This window comes from Curtobacterium sp. ABR8, from assembly GCF_057812125.1.
Genome location: NZ_CM173818.1, coordinates 35835 through 55890, shown reverse-complemented (window position 1 = coordinate 55890; position 20056 = coordinate 35835). Strand labels below are relative to the sequence as shown.

The 20056-nt window shown below is 70.4% G+C and carries 19 protein-coding genes; 10 read left to right on the top strand and 9 right to left on the bottom strand.

The features are described from left to right. Positions 1–112 precede the first annotated feature (112 nt). From ACXKZB_RS00265 to ACXKZB_RS00245, 5 genes are read right to left on the bottom strand one after another with little or no spacing between them, the layout of a single operon-like run. A complete protein-coding gene (locus ACXKZB_RS00265) occupies positions 113–982 on the bottom strand; it encodes an ABC transporter permease (RefSeq protein ID WP_111083719.1) in 870 nt (289 codons plus the stop codon). Then, positions 979–1914, bottom strand: coding sequence for an ABC transporter permease (locus tag ACXKZB_RS00260; RefSeq protein WP_488824232.1), 936 nt, complete (start codon positions 1912–1914; stop codon positions 979–981). The genes ACXKZB_RS00265 and ACXKZB_RS00260 overlap by 4 nt, the downstream gene beginning before the upstream one ends. Further along, positions 1911–3131 carry an ABC transporter substrate-binding protein gene (locus ACXKZB_RS00255; protein ID WP_488824231.1) on the bottom strand — a complete coding sequence of 407 codons (1221 nt, stop codon included), beginning with the start codon at positions 3129–3131 and terminating at the stop codon, positions 1911–1913. The genes ACXKZB_RS00260 and ACXKZB_RS00255 overlap by 4 nt, the downstream gene beginning before the upstream one ends. Next, complete coding sequence (locus tag ACXKZB_RS00250; RefSeq protein ID WP_222658996.1) at positions 3128–4315, bottom strand: ABC transporter ATP-binding protein; 1188 nt, start codon at positions 4313–4315, stop codon at positions 3128–3130. The genes ACXKZB_RS00255 and ACXKZB_RS00250 overlap by 4 nt, the downstream gene beginning before the upstream one ends. A 30-nt stretch (positions 4316–4345) precedes the next feature. After that, the gene (locus ACXKZB_RS00245; RefSeq protein WP_488824230.1) at positions 4346–5791 is read right to left on the bottom strand and encodes a gamma-aminobutyraldehyde dehydrogenase; all 1446 of its coding nucleotides are present in this window, start codon (positions 5789–5791) and stop codon (positions 4346–4348) included. A gap of 133 nt (positions 5792–5924) precedes the next feature. Here ACXKZB_RS00245 and ACXKZB_RS00240 point away from each other — a divergent pair, with 133 nt between their 5' ends. The 4 genes from ACXKZB_RS00240 (at position 5925) to ACXKZB_RS00225 (ending at position 10553) form a co-directional block, all read left to right on the top strand. Then, entirely contained in the window at positions 5925–6407 is a 483-nt protein-coding gene (locus ACXKZB_RS00240) for an Lrp/AsnC family transcriptional regulator (protein ID WP_035809531.1), read from the top strand. A gap of 119 nt (positions 6408–6526) precedes the next feature. Further along, positions 6527–7858: an aspartate aminotransferase family protein gene (locus tag ACXKZB_RS00235; RefSeq protein WP_488825935.1), complete on the top strand. Its 1332-nt coding sequence runs from the start codon at positions 6527–6529 to the stop codon at positions 7856–7858. Between the two features lie 2 nt (positions 7859–7860). Beyond that, entirely contained in the window at positions 7861–9225 is a 1365-nt protein-coding gene (locus ACXKZB_RS00230; RefSeq protein WP_488824229.1) for an NAD(P)/FAD-dependent oxidoreductase, read from the top strand. Further along, positions 9225–10553, top strand: a complete 1329-nt coding sequence (locus ACXKZB_RS00225) for a flavin monoamine oxidase family protein (RefSeq protein WP_488824228.1) — start codon at positions 9225–9227, stop codon at positions 10551–10553. Before ACXKZB_RS00230 ends, ACXKZB_RS00225 begins: the two co-directional genes overlap by 1 nt. A gap of 3 nt (positions 10554–10556) precedes the next feature. Here the strand turns inward: ACXKZB_RS00225 and ACXKZB_RS00220 are convergent, their stop codons facing one another. Next, entirely contained in the window at positions 10557–11000 is a 444-nt protein-coding gene (locus ACXKZB_RS00220) for a hypothetical protein (RefSeq protein ID WP_488824227.1), read from the bottom strand. A 621-nt stretch (positions 11001–11621) separates the two neighbouring features. Between ACXKZB_RS00220 and ACXKZB_RS00215 the strand changes: the two genes are divergently transcribed. After that, entirely contained in the window at positions 11622–12275 is a 654-nt protein-coding gene (locus ACXKZB_RS00215) for a hypothetical protein (RefSeq protein WP_488824226.1), read from the top strand. Here ACXKZB_RS00215 and ACXKZB_RS00210 read toward each other — a convergent pair. Next, the gene (locus ACXKZB_RS00210) at positions 12268–13200 is read right to left on the bottom strand and encodes an SDR family oxidoreductase (protein WP_488824225.1); all 933 of its coding nucleotides are present in this window, start codon (positions 13198–13200) and stop codon (positions 12268–12270) included. The two genes, ACXKZB_RS00215 and ACXKZB_RS00210, sit on opposite strands and share 8 nt — an antisense overlap. A gap of 127 nt (positions 13201–13327) precedes the next feature. On the opposite strand from ACXKZB_RS00210, the gene ACXKZB_RS00205 reads away from it, so the two are divergent. Then, on the top strand, positions 13328–14170 hold the full coding sequence (locus ACXKZB_RS00205) for a helix-turn-helix transcriptional regulator (protein WP_488824224.1): 843 nt from the start codon (positions 13328–13330) through the stop codon (positions 14168–14170). 12 nt (positions 14171–14182) lie between these two features. Here the strand turns inward: ACXKZB_RS00205 and ACXKZB_RS00200 are convergent, their stop codons facing one another. Then, positions 14183–15001 carry an SDR family oxidoreductase gene (locus tag ACXKZB_RS00200; protein WP_488824223.1) on the bottom strand — a complete coding sequence of 273 codons (819 nt, stop codon included), beginning with the start codon at positions 14999–15001 and terminating at the stop codon, positions 14183–14185. Between the two features lie 106 nt (positions 15002–15107). Beyond that, positions 15108–15548 carry a VOC family protein gene (locus tag ACXKZB_RS00195; RefSeq protein ID WP_488824222.1) on the bottom strand — a complete coding sequence of 147 codons (441 nt, stop codon included), beginning with the start codon at positions 15546–15548 and terminating at the stop codon, positions 15108–15110. A 201-nt stretch (positions 15549–15749) separates the two neighbouring features. On the opposite strand from ACXKZB_RS00195, the gene ACXKZB_RS00190 reads away from it, so the two are divergent. From ACXKZB_RS00190 to ACXKZB_RS00175, 4 genes are all read left to right on the top strand, one after another. Next, the gene (locus tag ACXKZB_RS00190) at positions 15750–16358 is read left to right on the top strand and encodes a hypothetical protein (protein WP_488824221.1); all 609 of its coding nucleotides are present in this window, start codon (positions 15750–15752) and stop codon (positions 16356–16358) included. A 44-nt stretch (positions 16359–16402) separates the two neighbouring features. Beyond that, positions 16403–17437: a nitrilase-related carbon-nitrogen hydrolase gene (locus ACXKZB_RS00185; protein ID WP_488824220.1), complete on the top strand. Its 1035-nt coding sequence runs from the start codon at positions 16403–16405 to the stop codon at positions 17435–17437. Continuing rightward, on the top strand, positions 17434–18501 hold the full coding sequence (locus ACXKZB_RS00180) for an agmatine deiminase family protein (RefSeq protein ID WP_488824219.1): 1068 nt from the start codon (positions 17434–17436) through the stop codon (positions 18499–18501). The genes ACXKZB_RS00185 and ACXKZB_RS00180 overlap by 4 nt, the downstream gene beginning before the upstream one ends. 133 nt (positions 18502–18634) lie before the next feature. After that, on the top strand, positions 18635–20056 hold the full coding sequence (locus ACXKZB_RS00175) for an APC family permease (protein ID WP_123311242.1): 1422 nt from the start codon (positions 18635–18637) through the stop codon (positions 20054–20056).

Below are 20056 nucleotides of genomic sequence, written 5' to 3'. Positions count from 1 at the left end.
CTCGCGCAACGCGCACCGCGCGACCCGCGCCAACCACGCACCAGCCCGCGCACCGTGCGACCCGCGCCAATCGCGCACCGGCCCGCGAAAGCCGCACCGTGCGGGCCGGCGCCTACCCGCGCGTGCGCGCCAACCGCCGGTTGAGTGCCCCGTTCAGCAGCGCGACGAGCAGCCCCACCGCGAACACGAGCGTCCCGAAGCACAGCACCTGCGGCGGCATCCCGGCCTTCGCGGCGCCGTACACGAACAAGGGGAACGTGACCGCGGGGCCGGCGACGAACGAGGTGATCACGTAGTCGTCGATCGACATCGCGAGCGCCAGCAACCCGGCGGCGAGCATGCCCGGCGCCAGCAGCGGCAGCGTCACGAGCCGGAAGGCCTGGAACGGGGTCGCCCCGAGGTCGCTCGCGGCCTCCTCGAGCACCCGCGACGTGCCGGAGATCCGGGCCCGGAGCACCACCACGACGTAGGCGACGTCGAACGCCACGTGCGTGATGAGCACGGTCAGGAACCCGGTGCCGAGTCCCACCGACAAGAAGAACGACAGCGACGCCGAGCCGACCACGATGGACGGCGCCGCGATGTCCGCGAACACGACGGCGTTCACGGCACCGCGGCCGGGGAACCGGTACCGCTCGAGCGCCAGGGCCAGCGGCAGCCCGATCGCGACCGAGATGATCGCGGCCAGGAACGCGACGACGACCGAGGTGACGAACGCGGCGCCGAGCCCGGACACGTTGACCAGGTTCGCGTACCAGTAGGTCGTGAAGCCGTTCCACGCGAACGACAGCCGGTTCGTCGGGGCGTCGTTGAACGAGTACACGATCATGTAGACGATCGGCACGAGGGTGATCGCGATGGTGACCCAGTACACGATCGCGAGCCAGGGACCGCGGCGGTTCACGCCGTGGCGGCTCGGACCGCGGGCGATCCCACCGGTGGCCGGGGCGGCGGACGGACGGGTCGGTGCGACGGCGGTCATACGAGGTCCTCGAGGTCGTCGGTGCCGGAGACGCGGGCGTAGATGAACAGGATGATGCCGAGCACGACCATGAGCACGGTCGACAGTGCCGCGGCGACGTTGTACTGCTGGTTGCCGGAGTAGGCGTCCTGGATCGCCTGGCCGATCGTGTAGGTGTTCGTGCCGCCCAGCAGGGCCGAGTTCACCGGGTCCCCGACGCTGTCGATGAAGACGAGCAGGACACCGGCGAAGATGCCCGACCGGGACAGCGGCAAGGTGGTGTGCCAGAACGCCCGGAACTTGCCCGCGTACAGGTCGTTCGCGGCCTCGCCGAGTCGTGGGTCGATGCGCTCGAGGGCGGCGTAGATCGGCAGCACCATGAAGGCCAGGTCGTTGTAGGCGTCTCCGAAGATCACCGCGCCGCCTGTGCCGAGGATGTGGAAGTCCTTGCCGGCCAGACCGATCGCCTGCAGGAACGTGACGACCGGCCCCTGCGACGCGAGCACGAACGCCCACATGTCGGTGCGGATGATGAACGACACCAGGAAGCTCACGAAGACGAGCATGAGCAACGGGTTCTTCCACCGCGGGGACACCCGGAACGCGATGAAGTACGCCACCGGGTACCCCACGATGATGGTCACGACCGTGGCGGCGGCGCCGTACCAGAGGGATCGGAGCAGGAACGTCAGGTACGGCACCTGCGGGTCGACGAACAGGGACCCGTAGATCCCCCAGTTCCACGTGAAGGTGTAGCCGTCGTCCGGGTTGCCCGACATGAGCGAGACGATGAGCCCCGAGACGAGCGGGATGACGAAGAACACGCAGAGGTACGCGGTGCCCACGAGCGCGAGCAGGAACGGTGTGCTGCGACGCCGCCCCCGACGGACGGGCGCCGGACCGGCGCCCGGTGTCGGCGTGGCACCCGGGCCGGCGACCCCGACCGCCGTCACGACTGCACCACCGCGTTGAAGATGCCGTTCCACTCCGAGTACTCGTCGTAGTTCTCGAACACCCGGAACTCGTGCGACCGGTCCAGCACGTCGGAGTCCGGGAACACCAGCGGGCTGTCCGCCACCGTCGCGTCGTCGAGCTCGTCGCGGACGTAGGCCTCGGCGCCGGGGACGGGGCAGACGTAGTTGACCCAGTCCTCGACGATGCCCGCGATCTTCGGCGTGTAGTAGAAGTCCATCCACTCGAGGGCGGCCACCGGGTTCGCCGCCTGCCGGGGGATCATGAGGTTGTCGTGCCACATCATCTGGCCCTCCTCCGGCGTGATGAACTGCAGGTCCTCGAACCCGGACTGCTGCGCCTGGAAGACGTCACCGGACCAGGCCTGCGTGATCCAGGTGTCGCCGTTCTCGAGCTTGTTGATGTAGCTCTGGTCGTAGAAGCCGGTCACGCTCGGGCGCAGTTTCCGCAACCAGGCCTGCGCTTTCCGCCAGTCCGCCGGGGTCGACGTCTCCGGGGCGATGCCGTTCGCGAGGAGTCCGAGGGAACCGAGCTCGGTGTTGTCGCTCATCAGTCCGACACGGCCCGCGAACGCCGGGTCGAGCAGGTCCTGGAACGACGTGATCTCACGGTCGATGTACTTCGGGTTGTAGGCGATCCCGGTGAACCCCGTCTGCCAGACGACGGAGTGCTTGTTGCCGGGGTCGTACGTCGGGTCCTTCACCGAGTCGCCCGCGTTCGCCGCGAAGTTCGGCAGGCGCGAGTGGTCGAGCTCGCACACGAACCCGTTCTTGATCATCTGGGTCAGCTCGAACCCGTTGGTCATCACGATGAGGTCGTAGCCAGTGGCACCCTGCGCCCGCAGGATCGGCGAGACGGTCGCGTAGAACGTCGCGTTGTCCTGGATCACCGCCTGGTAGTCGACGCTGATGCCGGTGGCCTGCTGGAACAGCGCGAGCGACTCGGACTTGCCGTGGTCGGAGTCGATGTAGAGCGGCCAGTTCGCGAAGTTCAGCTGCTTCGTCGCCTCGGCGTCCTTCCAGAACGCGGTCCAGTCGACGGCGTTCTCGGCGCCGGAGGCGGCTGAGCCCTTGATGCTGCACCCGGTGAGCAGCGCCGCGAGTGCGGCGGCCCCGCCGCCGGCCAGCAGACCGCGCCGGCTGACGCGCGCGGACGTCAGTCCGCGGAACAGGTCCGGGTCGGCTCCCCCGCCGGTCACGCGAGCGATCCTGCCGTGGCGGGTGCGGACTGGAGGCCCGTGGCGGCGTGGGTGGTGACGGCCTGGTCGGACGCGGGGTGCGCCTCCAGGCCGAACCCGTGGTCGACGCCCCACGTGAGCCAGACCTCGGTGCCGGTCGCGATCCGCGGCCCGCCCTTCGAGTTCTGCGCGAAGACGGAGACGCGGCCGGCGCCGGGGACGTCCACCAGGTACTGCGTGCTGACGCCGGAGAACGAGACGTCGACCACGCGGCCGGGGCCGAGGATGTTCCGGCCGGCTTCGGGCGTGGGCTCCGAGGTGCGGATCTTGAGCTTCTCCGGACGGATGCCGACGACGACGCTGCCCGAGGTGGCGACGGCGCGGTCGGCGGGGACGGCGATGGTGCCGGCCGGGGTCGCGACCACGAGCAGCGGGCCATCGGTGCCGCGGACCTCGCCCTCGAGCAGGTTCGACTGGCCGAGGAAGTTCGCGACGAACGCGGTGCGGGGCAGCTCGTACAGGTCCTGCGGGCTGCCCATCTGCTCGATCCGGCCGCCGTTCATGACGGCGACCGTGTCGGCCATCGTCATCGCCTCTTCCTGGTCGTGGGTGACGTGCAGGAAGGTGAGCCCGACCTCGGCCTGGATCGTCTTGAGTTCGAGCTGCATCTGGTGCCGGAGCTTCAGGTCCAGCGCGCCGAGCGGCTCGTCGAGCAGCAGGAGCGCCGGCCGGTTCACGATCGCGCGGGCCAGGGCGACGCGTTGCTGCATGCCGCCGGACAGGGAGGCGGGGCGCTTGTCGGCCGAGGCGTCGAGCTCGACCAGGTGCAGGGCCTCGCGTGCCTTCGTCATCGGGTCCGGGATCCGTCGCCGCTTCAGGCCGAACGCGACGTTGTCGAGCACGCTCATGTGTGGGAACAGCGCGTAGTTCTGGAACACCGTGTTGACCGGCCGCTGGTACGGCTTCGTGTCGGTGACGTCCTCGCCGCCGATCGTGATGGTGCCGCTCGTGGGCTCCTCGAGCCCGGCGACGAGCCGCAGCGTCGTGGTCTTGCCGCATCCCGAGGGGCCGAGCAGGGCGAAGAAGGACCCGGCCGGCACCGTCAGGTCCAGCGCGTCGACGGCGGTGTGCCCGGGGAACGACTTGGTGATCTGCTCGAGCCGGAGATCTGCTCCGGATTCGGCGAACGTGCCGGTCATTGCCATGGTGCCTCCTGCTGCTTCGGACGGGTCGGGTCAGCCGATGTAGGACATGACGTGCTTGATGCGGGTGTAGTCGTCGAACCCGTACTGGGACAGGTCCTTGCCGTAGCCGGAGTGCTTGAAGCCGCCGTGCGGCATCTCGGCGACGATCGGGATGTGGGTGTTGATCCACACGCACCCGGAGTCCAGGTCGCGGGCGAAGCGCATCGCCCGCGAGTGGTCGGTCGTCCACACCGAGCTCGCGAGCCCGTACTCGACGTCGTTCGCCCACGTGAGCGCCTGCTGTTCGGTCGAGAACCGCTGCACGGTCTGGACCGGGCCGAACACCTCCTGCTGCACGATGCGGTCGTCCTGGCGCAGGCCGGACACGATCGTGGCCTGGTGGAAGTAGCCGACGTCGCCCTGCCGCCCGCCGCCGAGCTCGATCGTGGCGTGGTCGGGGAGCGTGTCGAGGAAGGACCGGACCTGGGCGAGCTGGTTCGCGTTGTTGACGGGCCCGTAGTAACCGTCTGACCCGGTTCGCGCGTTGTGCCGTGCTTCTTCGGCGAGCGCCGCCACGAACTCGTCGTGGATGCCGTCCTGCACGAGCAACCGGGTGGCCGCGGTGCAGTCCTGTCCGGCGTTGAAGAATCCGGCGGCGACGATGCCGGCGACGGCGGCGGGGATGTCGGCGTCGTCGAACACGATCACGGGGGCCTTGCCGCCGAGCTCGAGGTGGGTGCGCTTGAGGTCGCCGGCGGCGGCACGGGCGACCTCCGTGCCGGCACGGACGGAGCCGGTGATGGACACGAGCTGCGGGGTGGGGTGGTCGATCATCGCGGCGCCGGTGGTGCGGTCCCCGACGACGACGTTGAGCACGCCCGGCGGCAGGAACTCGGCGGCCACCTCGGCGAGCAGCAGGGTGGAGAGCGGAGTGGTGTCGCTCGGCTTGAGCACGGTGGTGTTCCCCGCGGCGAGCGCCGGGGCGAACTTCCACACCGCCATGTTGAGCGGGTAGTTCCACGGGGTGACCTGGGCCGCGACACCGATGGGCTCGCGCCGGACGAACGAGGTGTGGTCGGTCATGTACTCGCCGGCGCTGCGCCCCTCGAGGTTGCGGGCGGCTCCGGCGAAGAAGCGGATCTGGTCGACGGACAGCAGGATCTCGTCCTCGACCAGGGAGGCTCGGGGCTTGCCGGTGTCGAGCGACTCGAGGTCCGCGAACTCCTCCGCCCGCTGCTCCACGGCGTCCGCGATCCGGAACAGTGCGAGCTGCCGTTCGCCGGGGGTCGTGCGCCGCCAGGTCGCGAACGCGGTGCTCGCGCTCGCGAACGCGGCGTCGACGTCGGCAGCGGTGGACACGGGCGACGTGCCGTAGACCTGCTCGGTGGTGGGGTCGACCAAGTCGAACCGGGTGTCCGCGCTCGACTCGACAGCAGCGCCACCGACGAAGTTGCGCAGCTCGTGCGTCGTGGTCACCGGTTCCGTCGTGTCCAACATGGCGGTGATCCTGACACGGATTCCGGCGGTGCGGAAGACGGATTCGGAGGTTGTGGGGAACCGTAACAACGGAAATCGTCGCGAAACACGGTGTTCACAACGGAATCCCTTGCGCGGTCCGGACCTCGCTGCCATGCTGTCCGGCATGGCGGCAGCACCACGACGTCCGGGACCGATCGACGACACCTCGAAGCGGATCATCGAACAACTCCAGGCGGACGGCCGCCGTCCGTACGGCGAGATCGGCAAGGCCGTCGGTCTCAGCGAGGCGGCGGTCCGGCAGCGCGTCCAGAAGCTCACCGAGACCGGCGTCATGCAGATCGTCGCGGTCACCGACCCGATGCAACTGGGCTTCCACCGCCAGGCGATGATCGGCATCCGGGTCAGCGGCGACACCCGAACAGTCGCCGATGCCCTCGAACAGCTGCCGGCGGTCGACTACCTCGTCATGACCGCCGGCAGCTTCGACCTGATGGTCGAGGTCGTCTGCGAGGACGACGACGACCTGATCGAACTGCTCAACGGCACGATCCGGGCCATCCCGGGCGTCGCCGGCACCGAGACCTTCGTCTACCTGCAACTCCGCAAACAGCTCTACGACTGGGGAACGCGATGACCATCTCCGAAACGACCAGCGGCCAGGCCACCGGCCAGTCCACCCGCCTCGGGTCCTACGACCCGTTCGCCCCGGTCGACGACGCCGACCTGCAGCGGAAGTCCCGGGACCACCTGTGGATGCACTTCGCCCGGCACGGAGCGAACCAGGCCGGTGCCGACGTGCCGATCATGGTCCGGGGCGAGGGCCACCACGTCTACGACAGCCACGGCAAGGGCTACATCGACGGACTCTCCGGCCTGTTCGTCGTCGCCGCCGGGCACGGACGGAAGCGCCTGGCCGAGATGGCTGCGAAGCAGGCGGAGACGCTGAGCTTCTTCCCGATCTGGTCCTACGCGCACCCGGCCGCCATCGAGCTCGCCGACCGCCTGGCCGAGCACGCCCCCGGCGACCTCAACAAGGTCTTCTACTCGACGGGCGGCGGCGAGGCGGTGGAGACCGCCTTCAAGCTCGCGAAGTACTACTGGAAACTCCAGGGCAAGCCGATGAAGCACAAGGTGATCTCCCGAGCAGTCGCCTACCACGGCACCCCGCAGGGCGCCCTGGCGATCACCGGCATCCCGGCGATGAAGGAGATGTTCGAGCCCCTGACGCCCGGTGGCTTCCGGGTGCCGAACACGAACTACTACCGCGCCGAGGAGATGGGCTTCCCGGGTGGCACCGAGGAGCAGTTCGGCTTCTGGGCGGCCGAGCGCATCCGCGAGATGATCGAGTTCGAGGGCCCCGACACCGTCGCGGCGGTGTTCCTCGAGCCGGTGCAGAACTCCGGCGGCTGCTTCACCCCGCCGCCCGGCTACTTCCAGCGGGTGCGCGAGATCTGTGACGAGTACGACGTGCTGCTCGTGTCGGACGAGGTCATCTGCGCCTTCGGCCGGATCGGCACCATGTTCGCCTGCGACACCTACGACTTCGTGCCGGACATGATCACGTGCGCGAAGGCGATGACCTCGGGGTACTCCCCCATCGGCGCGACGATCATCAGCGACAAGCTCTTCGAGCCGTTCTCCAAGGGCGACACGACCTTCTACCACGGCTACACGTTCGGCGGTCACCCGGTGTCGGCCGCCGTCGCCATGGAGAACCTCGACATCTTCGAGGAAGAGGGCCTGCTCGCGAACGTGCGACAGAACGCCCCGCTGTTCAAGGCCGAACTCGACACCCTGAAGGACCTGCCGATCGTCGGGGACGTCCGCGGCGACGGCTACTTCTACGGCATCGAGCTCGTCAAGGACAAGGCCACCAAGACGACCTTCGACGACGACGAGTCCGAGCGGCTGCTGCGCGGGTTCCTGTCGAAGGCGCTGTTCGACGCGGGGCTGTACTGCCGAGCCGACGACCGTGGCGACCCGGTCGTGCAGCTCGCACCGCCGCTGACCATCGGGCAGCCGCAGTTCCGCGAGATCACCTCGATCCTACGGAGCGTCCTGTCCGAGGCCTCGTCGAAGATCTGACCGTGAGCGGCTACCGGGGCGTCTCGTTCTGGCTCGACCAGCTCGCGTCCACCGGACGCGACGACCTGGCGCCCCGGCCGCCGCTCGACGGCGACACGACCGCGGACGTCGCGATCGTCGGCGGTGGACTGACGGGTCTCTGGACCGCCTGGTACCTGCACCAGGCCGACCCGGGCCTCCAGATCGTCGTCCTGGAACGCGAGATCGCCGGGTTCGGCGCCTCCGGACGTAACGGCGGCTGGTGCTCGGCGCTGTTCCCGCGGTCCGCCGAGTCCGTCGCGCGTGAGCACGGCCGCGACGCGGCACTCGCGCTGCGCGCAGCGATGCGCGACACCGTCGACGAGGTCGGACGTGCAGCCTCCGAAGCCGGGGTCGACTGCGACTACGTGAAGGGCGGCACCGTCCTGTACGCACGCTCCGCCGTGCAGGAGCGCGCGGCGCACGACGAGGTCGCCGCGTCGGCCGAGTGGGGCGACGACATGACGTGGCGCGCGGCCCGACCCGGCGACGCCGCCGGATCGGCGGGGGTCGCGTGGACCCCGGACTGCGCGCGGGTGCAGCCGGCCGCGCTGGTGCGTGGCCTGGCGGCCGCCCTGGAGGCCCGGGGCGTCCGGATCGCGGAGCACACGCCCGCCTCGTCCTGGGATCGCGGGCGTGTGGTCACGTCGCGTGGCACCGTGACGGCCGGTGCCGTGGTGATCGCGGTCGAGGGGTACGGCGCGCAGCTGGAGCAGACGAAGCGGCGGATCCTGCCGCTGTACTCGCTCATGATCGCGACGGCACCGCTGCCCGCGGCGGTGTGGGACCGCGTCGGGCTCGAGCACGGGCAGACGTTCTCCGACTACCGCCACCTGCTCGTGTACGGGCAGCGCACGGCGGACGACCGACTGGCGTTCGGCGGGCGCGGAGCCCGCTACCACTGGGGGTCGGCGATCACCCCCGGCTACGACCGGGTGCCGCGGGTGTTCGAGCACCTGCGGCGGTCCCTGGTGGAGCTGTTCCCCGCCGTCGCCGACGCACCGATCACCCACACGTGGGGCGGCCCGCTCGGGGTGCCGCGCGACTGGTGCGCGTCTGTCACCTGGGACGGGCACGTCGGGACCGCCGGCGGCTACGTCGGTGACGGACTCTCCACGACGAACCTGGCCGGGCGGACGCTCGCCGACCTCGTGCGGGGTGTGTCCTCGCCGCTGACCTCGCTGCCGTGGGTGAACCACCGGTCGCCCGACTGGGAGCCGGAGCCCCTGCGGTTCCTCGGGGCGAACGCCGGGCTCGTGGCGACCGACCTGGCCGACCGCGAAGAGGCCCTGACCGGGCGGCCGAGCCTCGCCGCCCGCCTGATGGCGCCGCTGACCGGGGGCCACTGATGGACGCCGACGTGGTGGTCGTGGGGGCCGGCGTCTCCGGGCTCGCCGCTGCCCGGGCACTCGCGCTCGACGGCCAGCGGGTGGTCGTGCTCGAGGCCCGCGACCGCATCGGCGGCCGCACCTGGACCGACACCGCGCTCGGCGTACCCGTCGACCTCGGCGCTTCGTGGATCCACGGCGTCGACGGCAACCCGCTCTGGGCCCTGGCGCCCCGGTTCGGCATCGAGACCGTCGAGTTCACCGTCGGGAGCTTCCAGTTCGACGGCCGGCCGATCGCGTGGCACGGCCCTTCCGGCGCGCTGCTGTCGGACGCCGAGGCGTCGTCGTTCGTCGCGGACCTGCACACCGTCGACGCCGCCCTGGACGCCGTCGTCGCACACGCACCGCCGCCCTCGACCTACGCGGCCGCCGTCGACACCGTGCTGCGGTCCCTGCAGTGGCAGGGCGACCGGGCCGCGCGGGTCCGCGAGTACACGGCGCACCGCTCCGAGGACCTCTGCGGCGCACCCGTGACCGCCCTCGACGCCCGCGGCCTCGAAGAAGAACACGTCCCCGGCGACGAGGTGGTGTTCCCCGGTGGCTACGCCCAGTACGCCGCAGCCCTGGCCGACGGACTCGACGTCCGGCTGTCCGCGGTGGTGCGGTCGGTGACGCAGTCCACGACGGGCGTCGTGGTCGGGCTGGCGGACGGTTCGACGGTCACGGCGGACGACGTCGTCGTGACCGTGCCGCTCGGAGTGCTGCAGGCCGGTGACGTGACCTTCGACCCGCCGCTGTCCGAGATGGTCACCGGTGCGATGGGCCGGCTCGGGATGGGGGTCTACGACAAGGTGTTCCTGCGGTTCCCGGAACGGTTCTGGGGCGATTCGTGGGTGGTCCGCCAGCAGGGACCTGCCGGTGTCGACTGGCACTCCTGGTACGACATGTCCCGCGTGACCGGAGCGCCCGTGCTGGCCGCCCTGGTCGGCGGGACCGGGGCCCGGCGCCTCGAGACCCTGCCCGACGCGATGATCGTGGACGAGGGCATCGGCGGCCTGCGGCGGATGTTCGGCCCCTCGGTCCCCGATCCCGAGGCGTTCCGGATCACCCGGTGGGCCGACGACCCGTTCGCCCGCGGCTCCTACTCGTACCTGCACGTCGGGGCGTCGCCGGACGACCACGACCGGCTCGGTGCGCCGTCCGGCCGGGTGCAGCTCGCCGGCGAGGCCACGTGGGGCGACGACCCGGCGACCGTGCACGGCGCGCTGCTGTCCGGACTGCGGGCGGCCGGGCGCTTGCTCGGCACCGAGGTCGAGCCGCTCTCGCTCGCGACGCCCGTCCCCCGCTGAACCTCAGTCGAACGCCGGGGTGTCGACCGAGCACGTCACGGGCTGCCCAGCGGCCGCGGTCTCGGTGGCGATCTCGCGCGTGCCGTCGAGCAGGATCCGGCACGTGGCCGTCGCACCCCGCGGCGGGGTCGCCCGGACCGAGGCGCGCTGTTCCGCGAGGACGATCGCCTCGTGCTCCCATGCCGAGCCACTCGTCGTCGCGGTACTCGTCTTCTGCGCCCCGAGCCGGTGCACCTCCGGGGCGTCGCCGCGCTTCTCGGCACCCTCGACGCGCACGTCGGTGAGCGCGGCCCCGCTCGACTGGTCGACGCTGACCTCGTAGGTCACGGACCAGGCATCGCCCGTCTGCTGCTGGACGAAGCTGCACCCGGCAGCGAGCACCGCGACGGAGCCGGCGACCACGACGGCGGCGAGGAGACGGACGGTGGGACGGTTGCGTTCGGACATGTCACCAGCCTGCGCACCGAGCGCCCGCGGATCGTCCCCCGGGCGACGTGACCCCGTGCGACGACGGATCGATCCCGGGTCCTCCGAGCGGTTGACATCGGCTCCGTCCGCCTTGGCGGTCAATACCGTCGACCGCATGGGAAGCGTGCTGCCAGGCGTGATCGCGTTCGTCATCGCGGTGTGCCCTTGCGCCACACGTCGTGCAGGAACCGGGCCAGGGTCACGAGCAACGTCGCGATCCCCAACCACGGCACCTGACGGCGTCGACGCGGTTCGTCGTCGGAGGACATCCGAACCACCTTCCGTGTCAGCGCCGGCGGACACGAAGAGCAGGGGCCGAGGGATGTGCGACCCGACGGTGATCGAGTTACACTGGTTCCGAGTTCAAGCTCGGGACGCGTTCTGTCCCTCGTTCTCCACTCGGAGAGCAAATCGAAGCCCATCGCTGTTGTCCCAGCGGTGGGCTTCATCCTTGCTCGGGCCACGCTCCGGCGGTGACGCGGCCCGCCACCAGCCTACTGATGTTCCAGGTGCCGGTGAGAGCGACACGGGTGTCCTACTGACCGGACCCTCACGGGTCGCAAGGGCCCGGAACGATGTTCGAGTGCCACACTCGGAGCCGTGACGACGACGCGGACCACACCCCGGCACGAGCACCGTGCGCCGGTGGCGATCGCCGTCCTGGTGAACCTCGGGCTCAGCCTGTTCCTGCCGAGCGAGGTGCTGTTCTTCCCGTCGTGGGTGGTCCCGGTGCTCGGCGTCCTGCTGCTGATCCCGCTCGTCGTCTTCAACCCGCGACGACTGACCCGCGAGACGACCTGGTCGCGGTGGGTGTCCTTCTCGTTGGCGATCCTGCTCACCGTCGCGAACCAGCTGACCGTGGTCCGGACGATCGAGGTGCTCCTCGGTGGCCACGCCGACGGCGGTGCCGTCCTGCTCACCGCCCTGCAGGTGTGGGTGAGCACGATCATCGCGTTCGGACTCGTCTACTGGGAGCTCGACCGGGGCGGGCCGGTGGCCCGTCGGCGTCCGGAGCTGTGGACGAGTGACGAGGCAGACTTCCAGTTCCCGCAGGAGACCGACCCGAGGACCGCTGCGTGGCGACCGGTCTACCTCGACTACCTCTACGTCGCGATGACGAACATGGTCGCGTTCAGCCCGACCGACACGATGCCGATGACCGTCCGGGCGAAGATGATCATGGCCTACCAGGCACTCGGCGGGTTCATCCTGCTGGCGCTCGTGATCTCCCGCGCGGTGAACATCATCAGCTGACCGCACTCCCGACGAGCGACTCCGACACGTCCCAGAGGCGAGCGGCGTCGTCATCGCGGAGCAACGGCGCCCAGGGCTTCCGACGGCCGGCCGGTCCGCCGAGCTGCCCGGGTCCGGTCGGACCGACGAAGCCTCCGTCGAGGTCCGTGTCGGTCGCCGCGAGCAGGGCCGGCTCCGCCGCCGAGGCCGGTGTCCCGACGAGGAGCCCGCGCGCCGACAGCCAGCGGATCATCCGGACGGCCACGGTGTCGCCCGAGCGTCCGATCTCCGGGCGTGCGGCGAGCAGGCTCGTGGGTGCGACCCCGGGGTGGCTGACCGCACTCGTGATCCCCCACCCACCGGCCCGGCTCCTCCGACCGAGCTCGAGGGCGAAGAGCGCGCACGCGAGCTTCGACTGCCCGTACGCCCGCGCGACGTCGTAGTCCCGCTCGGACTGCAGGTCGTCCCACCGGATCGAGGCCCGCTGCGCCGCCACGCTCGACTGCATCACGACCCGACCGTCGGCGGCACGGAGCAGGGGGAGCAGGGCGCCGACGAGTGCGACGTGCCCCAGGTGGTTGGTGCCGAACTGCAGCTCGAAGCCGTCCCGGGTCGTCTGCCGCTCGGGCGGGTTCATCACGCCGGCGTTCCCCACGAAGACGTCGATCGGCGTGCCCCCGGACCGCAACCGCTCCCCGAGCGTCGACACGGACTCCAGCGAGGAGAGGTCCAGGTCCTCGAGCAGGACGGAGGCATCCGGGTGCTGCGCGGTGATCCGGGCAACGGCAGCAGCTCCCTTGTCGCGGTTGCGCACCGGCACGACCACCTCCGCTCCGGCGCCGGCGAAGCGCGCAGCGATCTCGAGCCCGATGCCGTCGCTCGCTCCGGTCACCAGGACCCAACGTCCGCCGAGGTCCGGGAGGGTGAGTCGTTCGTTCCGTGCCATGGTCCGCCTCTTCCGTCGTGGTGAGCACCCGATCCGGCACCCGAGACGATCGTCGCCGCGTCGTGCACACGCAACCACGGCCTGACGATCCGTGGCTACGGTCGACGCCCCGGGAGAGGATGGGCGCATGATCGACCGAGCATCCCTCGCGGACTTCCTCCGCAGCCGTCGGACGGCCCTGCAGCCGGAGGACGTCGGGCTGCCCCGGGGCCAGCGCCGTCGCACGAGCGGGCTGCGGCGCGAGGAGGCGGCGCTGCTGAGCAACATGTCCGCCGACTACTACGCGCGGCTGGAACGGGAGCGTGGACCGCAGCCGTCCGACCAGATGCTCGCATCGATCGCGCAGGGCCTGCGTCTCACGATCGCCGAGCGCGACCACCTCTTCCGCCTCGCCGGGCACGAGCCCCCCACCGCGGCGTCCGGCGGCGACCACGTCAGTCCCGGCATGATGCGCATCTTCGACCGGCTCGCGGACAGTCCTGCCGAGATCGTCACCGAGCTGGGCGAGACGCTGCAGCAGACGTCCCTCGCCGCCGAACTCACCGGCGACGCCAGCGGCAGACGGGGCGACGCCCGGAGCATCGGGTACCGGTGGTTCGCCGACCCGGCATCCCGGGGCGTCCACCCGGTCGAGGACCACCCCTTCCTGTCCCGGATGTACGCCTCGGGTCTCCGCACCGTCATCGCACGCCGCGGTCCCGACTCCCGGGCCGCACACCTGGCCGAACGGCTGCTCGCGACGAGCGAGGAGTTCCGCGAGGTCTGGGCACGCCACGAGGTCGGCATCCGTCCGCGTGACGTGAAGACCTACCGCCACCCCGAGGTCGGGCTGCTCACCCTGCAGTGCCAGGTGCTGCAGGACCCCGACAGCTCGCAGAACCTGCTCGTGTACACCGCCGAGCCCGGCAGCGAGACCGCCGAGCGACTCCGGCTGCTCGCCGTGGTCGGCCCGGCGGTCGGTCGCGCCTGACCTCGGAGCTCGTCAGGCGCCGTGTGCCTCCTCGGCCACCGGCTGCCACTCACGCCAGGTCGCCAACCGCGACTCGTAGTCACGCTCCGCGATGCCGAGCGGCGCCTTGCCGAAGAACACCCGCAGCGGCGGCTCGTCCGCGTCGACGACCTTCAGGATCGCCGACCGGGTCGCCTCCGGCTTGCCCGGGTCGGCGGCGGACGGGCGCTTGGACGCGGCCTCGCGCACGTCGGCGTAGGCGGCGATCTCCTCGCTGTGCTTCGAGGACGGACCGGACCAGTCCGTCGAGAACCCGCCGGGCTCGACGAGGGTGACGTGGATGCCGAAGCCCGCGACCTCCTGGGACAGCGACTGCGAGATCCCCTCGAGCGCCCACTTCGACGCGTGGTACGCCCCGACCGTCGGGAACGCGCTGATCCCGCCGATGCTCGACACCTGGATGACGTGCCCGGACCCCTGCTCGCGCATGATCGGCAGCGCCGCCTGGGTGACCCAGAGCGCACCGAACAGGTTCGTCTCGAGCTGCGCGCGCACCTCGTCCTCGGTGAGCTCCTCGACCATGCCGAAGTGGCCGTAGCCGGCGTTGTTGACGACGACGTCGAGCGAACCGAAGTGCTCCGCCGCACGCTGCACGGCCGCGAAGTCCGCGGCACGGTCGGTCACGTCGAGCTGCAGCGCGAGGAACGTGTCCGGGTACTGGTCGACGAGGTCGTGCACGTCGTCGGGGTTGCGCGCGGTCCCGGCGACGGAGTCCCCGCGCTCGAGTGCCGCTTCCGTCCACTCGCGGCCGAAGCCCTTCGACGCTCCGGTGATGAACCAGGTCTTGCTCATGCTGTCTCCTCCTGAGATCTGACGCGATCAGGCAACGCTCCCCGCTTCCGGGGCGCCTGGAGGTCCGGGTGACGGACGCGGCAAGCGGACACCGGCGCACCGAGGCTCAGGGCCGCGGCGCCGCGAACTCCAGGTTGACGTCGTCGGGGTCCTGCACGGACAGGATCACCAGCCCGAACGGCGGCAGGTCGGTGACGTCGCCGTGTTCGATGCCGGCGGCGTCCAGCCGCTCGACGGCGGCGTGCAGGTCCTCGACGGACCCGACGCGGAACGACACGTGGTCGAGGCCGACTCGGTCGGGATCGAACCGGTCCTCGGCGGGGGCGACCGGTCGCAGGCCGAGCGTCTGCCCGCCGAACGTGAACGAGCACCCGCCGTAGGTCCGCCACGGGTCGTCGTGGATCGTCGGGTCGTCGATCTGGTCGCTGAAGTCACTGCCGGGCGGCATGCCGAACAGCTGCTCGTAGAAGGCCTTGCTGCGGTGGATGTCGGTGACCGTGAGGCGCACGTGCGCGAAGCCGAGCGGCGTGACGATGGGTTCGCTCATCACCCCCACCCAACTCGTGAACGATCATTGCCATCGCAAGGTTGATTCCCACAACGCCGCCGGACTCCTAGCGCTGCGAGATGCATGCTGATGACGAGCCCCGGATCTGCCACCGGACGAACAGAAAACCCCCCGCTGAGCGGGGGGGGGTTTTCGAGGTAAGCACGTCAGTCCAAGCCTGACGCTCGTGAACACAACGCTATGACCTCAGCGCAGCTCAGTCAACCGGACGCCCTCGAGCGTCTCGTCAGCCCCGCGCGGCTCGCAACCTACATCCACGCCGCGGACGGCGACCGGTGCCGTGCCGTCGATCTGTACCTTTGGGCCGCGCAGTTGGCCGGTGCACTGCACGGACAGATCGCCTTCGTCGAGATAGCTGTGCGGAACGCGATCGACATCGAACTGTCCGCCTGGAGCGTCAAGAGTGGAGGCGTTCCGGAGTGGTCCTCGGCCGGCGTCACTGTCGACCCTCTGTACTCGCTGCTCCGGCGGCAGCTCGTGGACGCTCGCAACCGAGCCGCTCAGGAGATGGCGGAACGACCATCGAGCCACCCGAGATGCGGTACGCCACCCAGCCACGACGACGTCGTGGCGCAACTGATGTTCGGATCGTGGGTGAAGCTCGTCCACCCGGTCTCCCGATCGGATCGCGTCGCGCACCACGACAACCTCCTCCAGGTCGATGTCCGACATCGCTTCAACGGCATGCTCTCGCTGCTCGCCAAACTCGATCCCACCTTCCCGGCGCTTGCAGCGGCAAGGAGCTCGCTCCGGCAGCTGACCAAGGACGACCTGCGACGGGCCTGGTGAAAGTGGACCTTGCGCTCGTTGACCACGCGATCAACAATGGCGGGATGGACGTCGTCATCGCTCCCCCGCACCCGTCTCCGCTGCACCAGGACACCGGCAGGCCACGCCGCACGACCCGCGTCGCCCTCGTGCAGACGCACTGGCTCGAGGACCCCGCTGCCCACCGCGCACAGCTCGCCGACGGCATCGCCACCGCTGCCGCCACCGGCGCGACCGCCGTGTTCCTCCCCGAGCTCACCCTGCGCCGCTACCCCGGCAACACCCCGGCGACCGGCACCCCGAAGGACCTCGCCGAATCGCTCGAGGACGGCCCGACGGTGGCCTTCGCCCGCGCACAGGCGATCGAGCACGAGGTGTTCGTCCACGCCTCCTTGTACGAGCGGCCTGCCGACGACGACCAGCCCGACGACCCCCGTGGCTACAACACCGCCGTCCTCGTCGCCCCCGACGGCACCCTGGTCGGCCGGACCCGCAAGACCCACATCCCGATCAGCGCCGGTTACCACGAGGACACCTACTTCCGCCCGGGGACGGACGACGATGCCTTCCCGGTGTACGAGCCCGCCGGACTCGGCGTACGTCTCGGCCTGCCGACCTGCTGGGACGAGTGGTTCCCCGAGGTCGCGCGGTCGTACGGTCTCGCCGGCAGCGAGGTCCTGGTGTACCCGACGGCGATCGGCTCCGAGCCGACGTTCCCGGACTTCGACACCGCCCCGATCTGGCGGCAGGTCATCGTCGCGAACGGCATCACCGCGGGCCAGTTCATGGTCGTGCCGAACCGGTGGGGCGACGAGGGCGACATCACCTTCTACGGGTCGTCGTTCATCTCGGACCCGTTCGGCCGCGTGCTCGCCGAGGCACCGCGTGACGCCGACGCGGTGCTCGTGGCGGACCTCGACCTCGAGGCCCGGACGGAGTGGCTCCGGCTGTTCCCCTTCTACGTGACCCGTCGACCGGACCTCTACGCGGGGCTCGTCGCCCCCGTCGACGAGGACCGCCACGCGTTCGGCGCACGCGACGCGATCGACGCGGCCATCGGGGTGGCGGCGACCGACGCCGGACCGGAGGCACGCGCATGACGTGGGTGATGCCTCCCGAGACGGCTCCGCAGGAACGCACCTGGATGGCGTTCCCGCGCCCCGGCCTGACGCTCGGTGACGACGCGGCGAGCGCCGAGGCGGCGCGGCGGACGTGGGCGACCACCGCCAACACGATCAGCGAGCACCAGCCCGTCACGATCGTCGTGGATCCGGTGGCGCGCAGCGACGCCCGCCGGCTGCTGTCGGAGCAGGTCGACGTGCTCGAAGCGCCCCTGGACGACTTCTGGATGCGCGACATCGGGCCGACGTTCGTCGTCGACGACGTGACCGGCGCGCTCGGCGCAGTCGACTGGGTCTTCAACGGCTGGGGCGCGAACCCGTGGTCGACGTGGACCCGTGACGCCGAGGTCGCTGCCACGGTCGCGGCCGCCGCCGGTGCCGAGCGGATCCCGTCGCTGCTCGTGAACGAGGGCGGGGCGATCCACGTCGACGGCACGGGCACCGTCCTGGTGACGGAGACCGTGCAGCTCGATCCGCGACGGAACCCGTACGCCGACCGCGAGCGCGTCGAACTCGAGCTGGCCCGGACGATCGGCGCGACGGACGTGGTCTGGCTGCCCCGCGGCCTGACACGTGACTACGACGGGTTCGGCACCCGGGGCCACGTCGACATGGTCGCGACGTTCGCGGGCGCCCCGAGCGGCACCAGGGCCACCAGGGCCACCAGCGGCACCAACGCCACCACGACGTCCCGCACCCTCCTGCTGCACGCGCAGCCCGACGCCGGCCACCCGGACCACCTGGTGGTGCCGCAGATCCGTCGGGCACTCGAGCAGGCCACGGACGCGACGATCGTCGAACTACCGGCACCGTTGACCCTGACCGACGACGACGGCCCGGTCGACTGGAACTACGTCAACCACGTGGTGGTGAACGGCGCCGTGATCGCCTGCGCGTTCGGTGACCCCGTTGCCGACGACCGCGCCCGCGGCATCCTCGCCGACGTGTACCCGGGCCGTCAGGTGCGTTCGATCGACGCCCGCGAGGTCTTCGCGCGCGGCGGCGGGCTGCACTGCATCACGCAGCAACAGCCGGCGGTCTGAGCCATCGCCGCGGTGTACAGCGACTCCCCGATGCCTGTACACCGCGGCCGGTCCGCACGGCACCGGAGCGTCGGTATGGTGCTCCGAACCGGCCCGGGCGACGCTGCCCGGCCCCGAAGAGCAGGGAAGTCACATGGCATCACCGACCGCGGTCCCCGCACCGACGGCCTCGGCACCACCTGCGCGCGGCGGCTCCCTGAAGCGGAGCCTCGGGCTGTGGGCGATCGTCGGCCTGGGCCTCGGCTACATGACCCCGACGGTGGTGTTCGACACCTTCGGCATCGTCTCCGGGCAGACCGACGGCGCCGTGCCGAGCGCGTACCTGATCGCGCTGGTCATCATGGCGCTGACGGCGATCAGCTACGGCAAGATGGTCCGCGTCTACCCGGCCGCCGGCTCCGCGTACACGTACGTGCGGGAGTCGATGCACCCGAACCTCGGCTTCATGGTCGGGTGGGCGTCCCTGCTCGACTACCTGCTGCTGCCGATGGTGAACGCCCTCATCATCCGGCTCTACCTGGAGCAGGTGTTCCCGGCGCTGCCCCCGTGGGTGACGGTCGTCGTCTACACGGTGTTCGTGACGACGGTGATCTGCCTGTCGATGCGTGGGACGTCGAACCTCAACATGGTGCTGCTCGTCGGCGCGATCCTGGCGATGATCGCGTTCGTGGTCTTCACCGTGATCGAGCTCACGCACGGCGCGGGTGCCGGCACGATCGTCAGCGCCGAACCGTTCGTGCACGACGGTGTGACGATGTCGGCGCTGCTCACCGGCGCGACGGTGGTCTGCTTCTCGTTCATCGGCTTCGACGCGGTGACGATGTACACCGAAGAGGCCAAGTCGATCCGGATCATGCCGAAGGCGATCATGCTGACGGTGCTGCTCGGCGGCGCGATCTTCCTGGTGTCCGCGTACTTCGCGCAGCTGCGGTTCCCGACGAACGCCCCGTTCGGCGAGTTCACCGACGACCCGCTGCCGCAGATCGGCCTGCTCGTGGGCGGTCCGGTGTTCCAGGCGGTGCTCGTCTCGGCCGGGTTCGTCGCCGCGCTGGCGTCCGGGCTCGCGTCGCACGCGAGCGTCGCCCGGATGCTCATGGTGATGGGCCGGAACAACGTCCTGCCGAAGCGGGTCTTCGGCTACGTGCACCCCCGCACGCACACCCCTGTCTTCAACGTCGTCTTCGTCGGCGCGGTCACCCTGCTCGCGATGAGCTTCTCGCTCGACACGGTCGCCGCCTACATCAACTTCGGCGCCCTCGTCGCGTTCACGTTCGTCAACGCCACGGTGATCGTGCACTTCGCCGTGCGGCAGGGCCGTCGTCACACGGCGGGCGACCGCTGGAAGTACATCGTGCTGCCCGGCCTCGCGATGGTCCTGACCGGCGTGCTCTGGTCGCAGCTCCACGCCGATGCACTGATCGCAGGAGGAGTGTGGGCGGCGATCGGCTTCGCCTACCTGCTCGTCATCACGAAGGGCTTCCGGGTCGCACCGAAGGGCTTCGACGAGAACCAGCCGGTCACCGGCGTGAACAAGCAGCTGACCGACCAGGCCTGA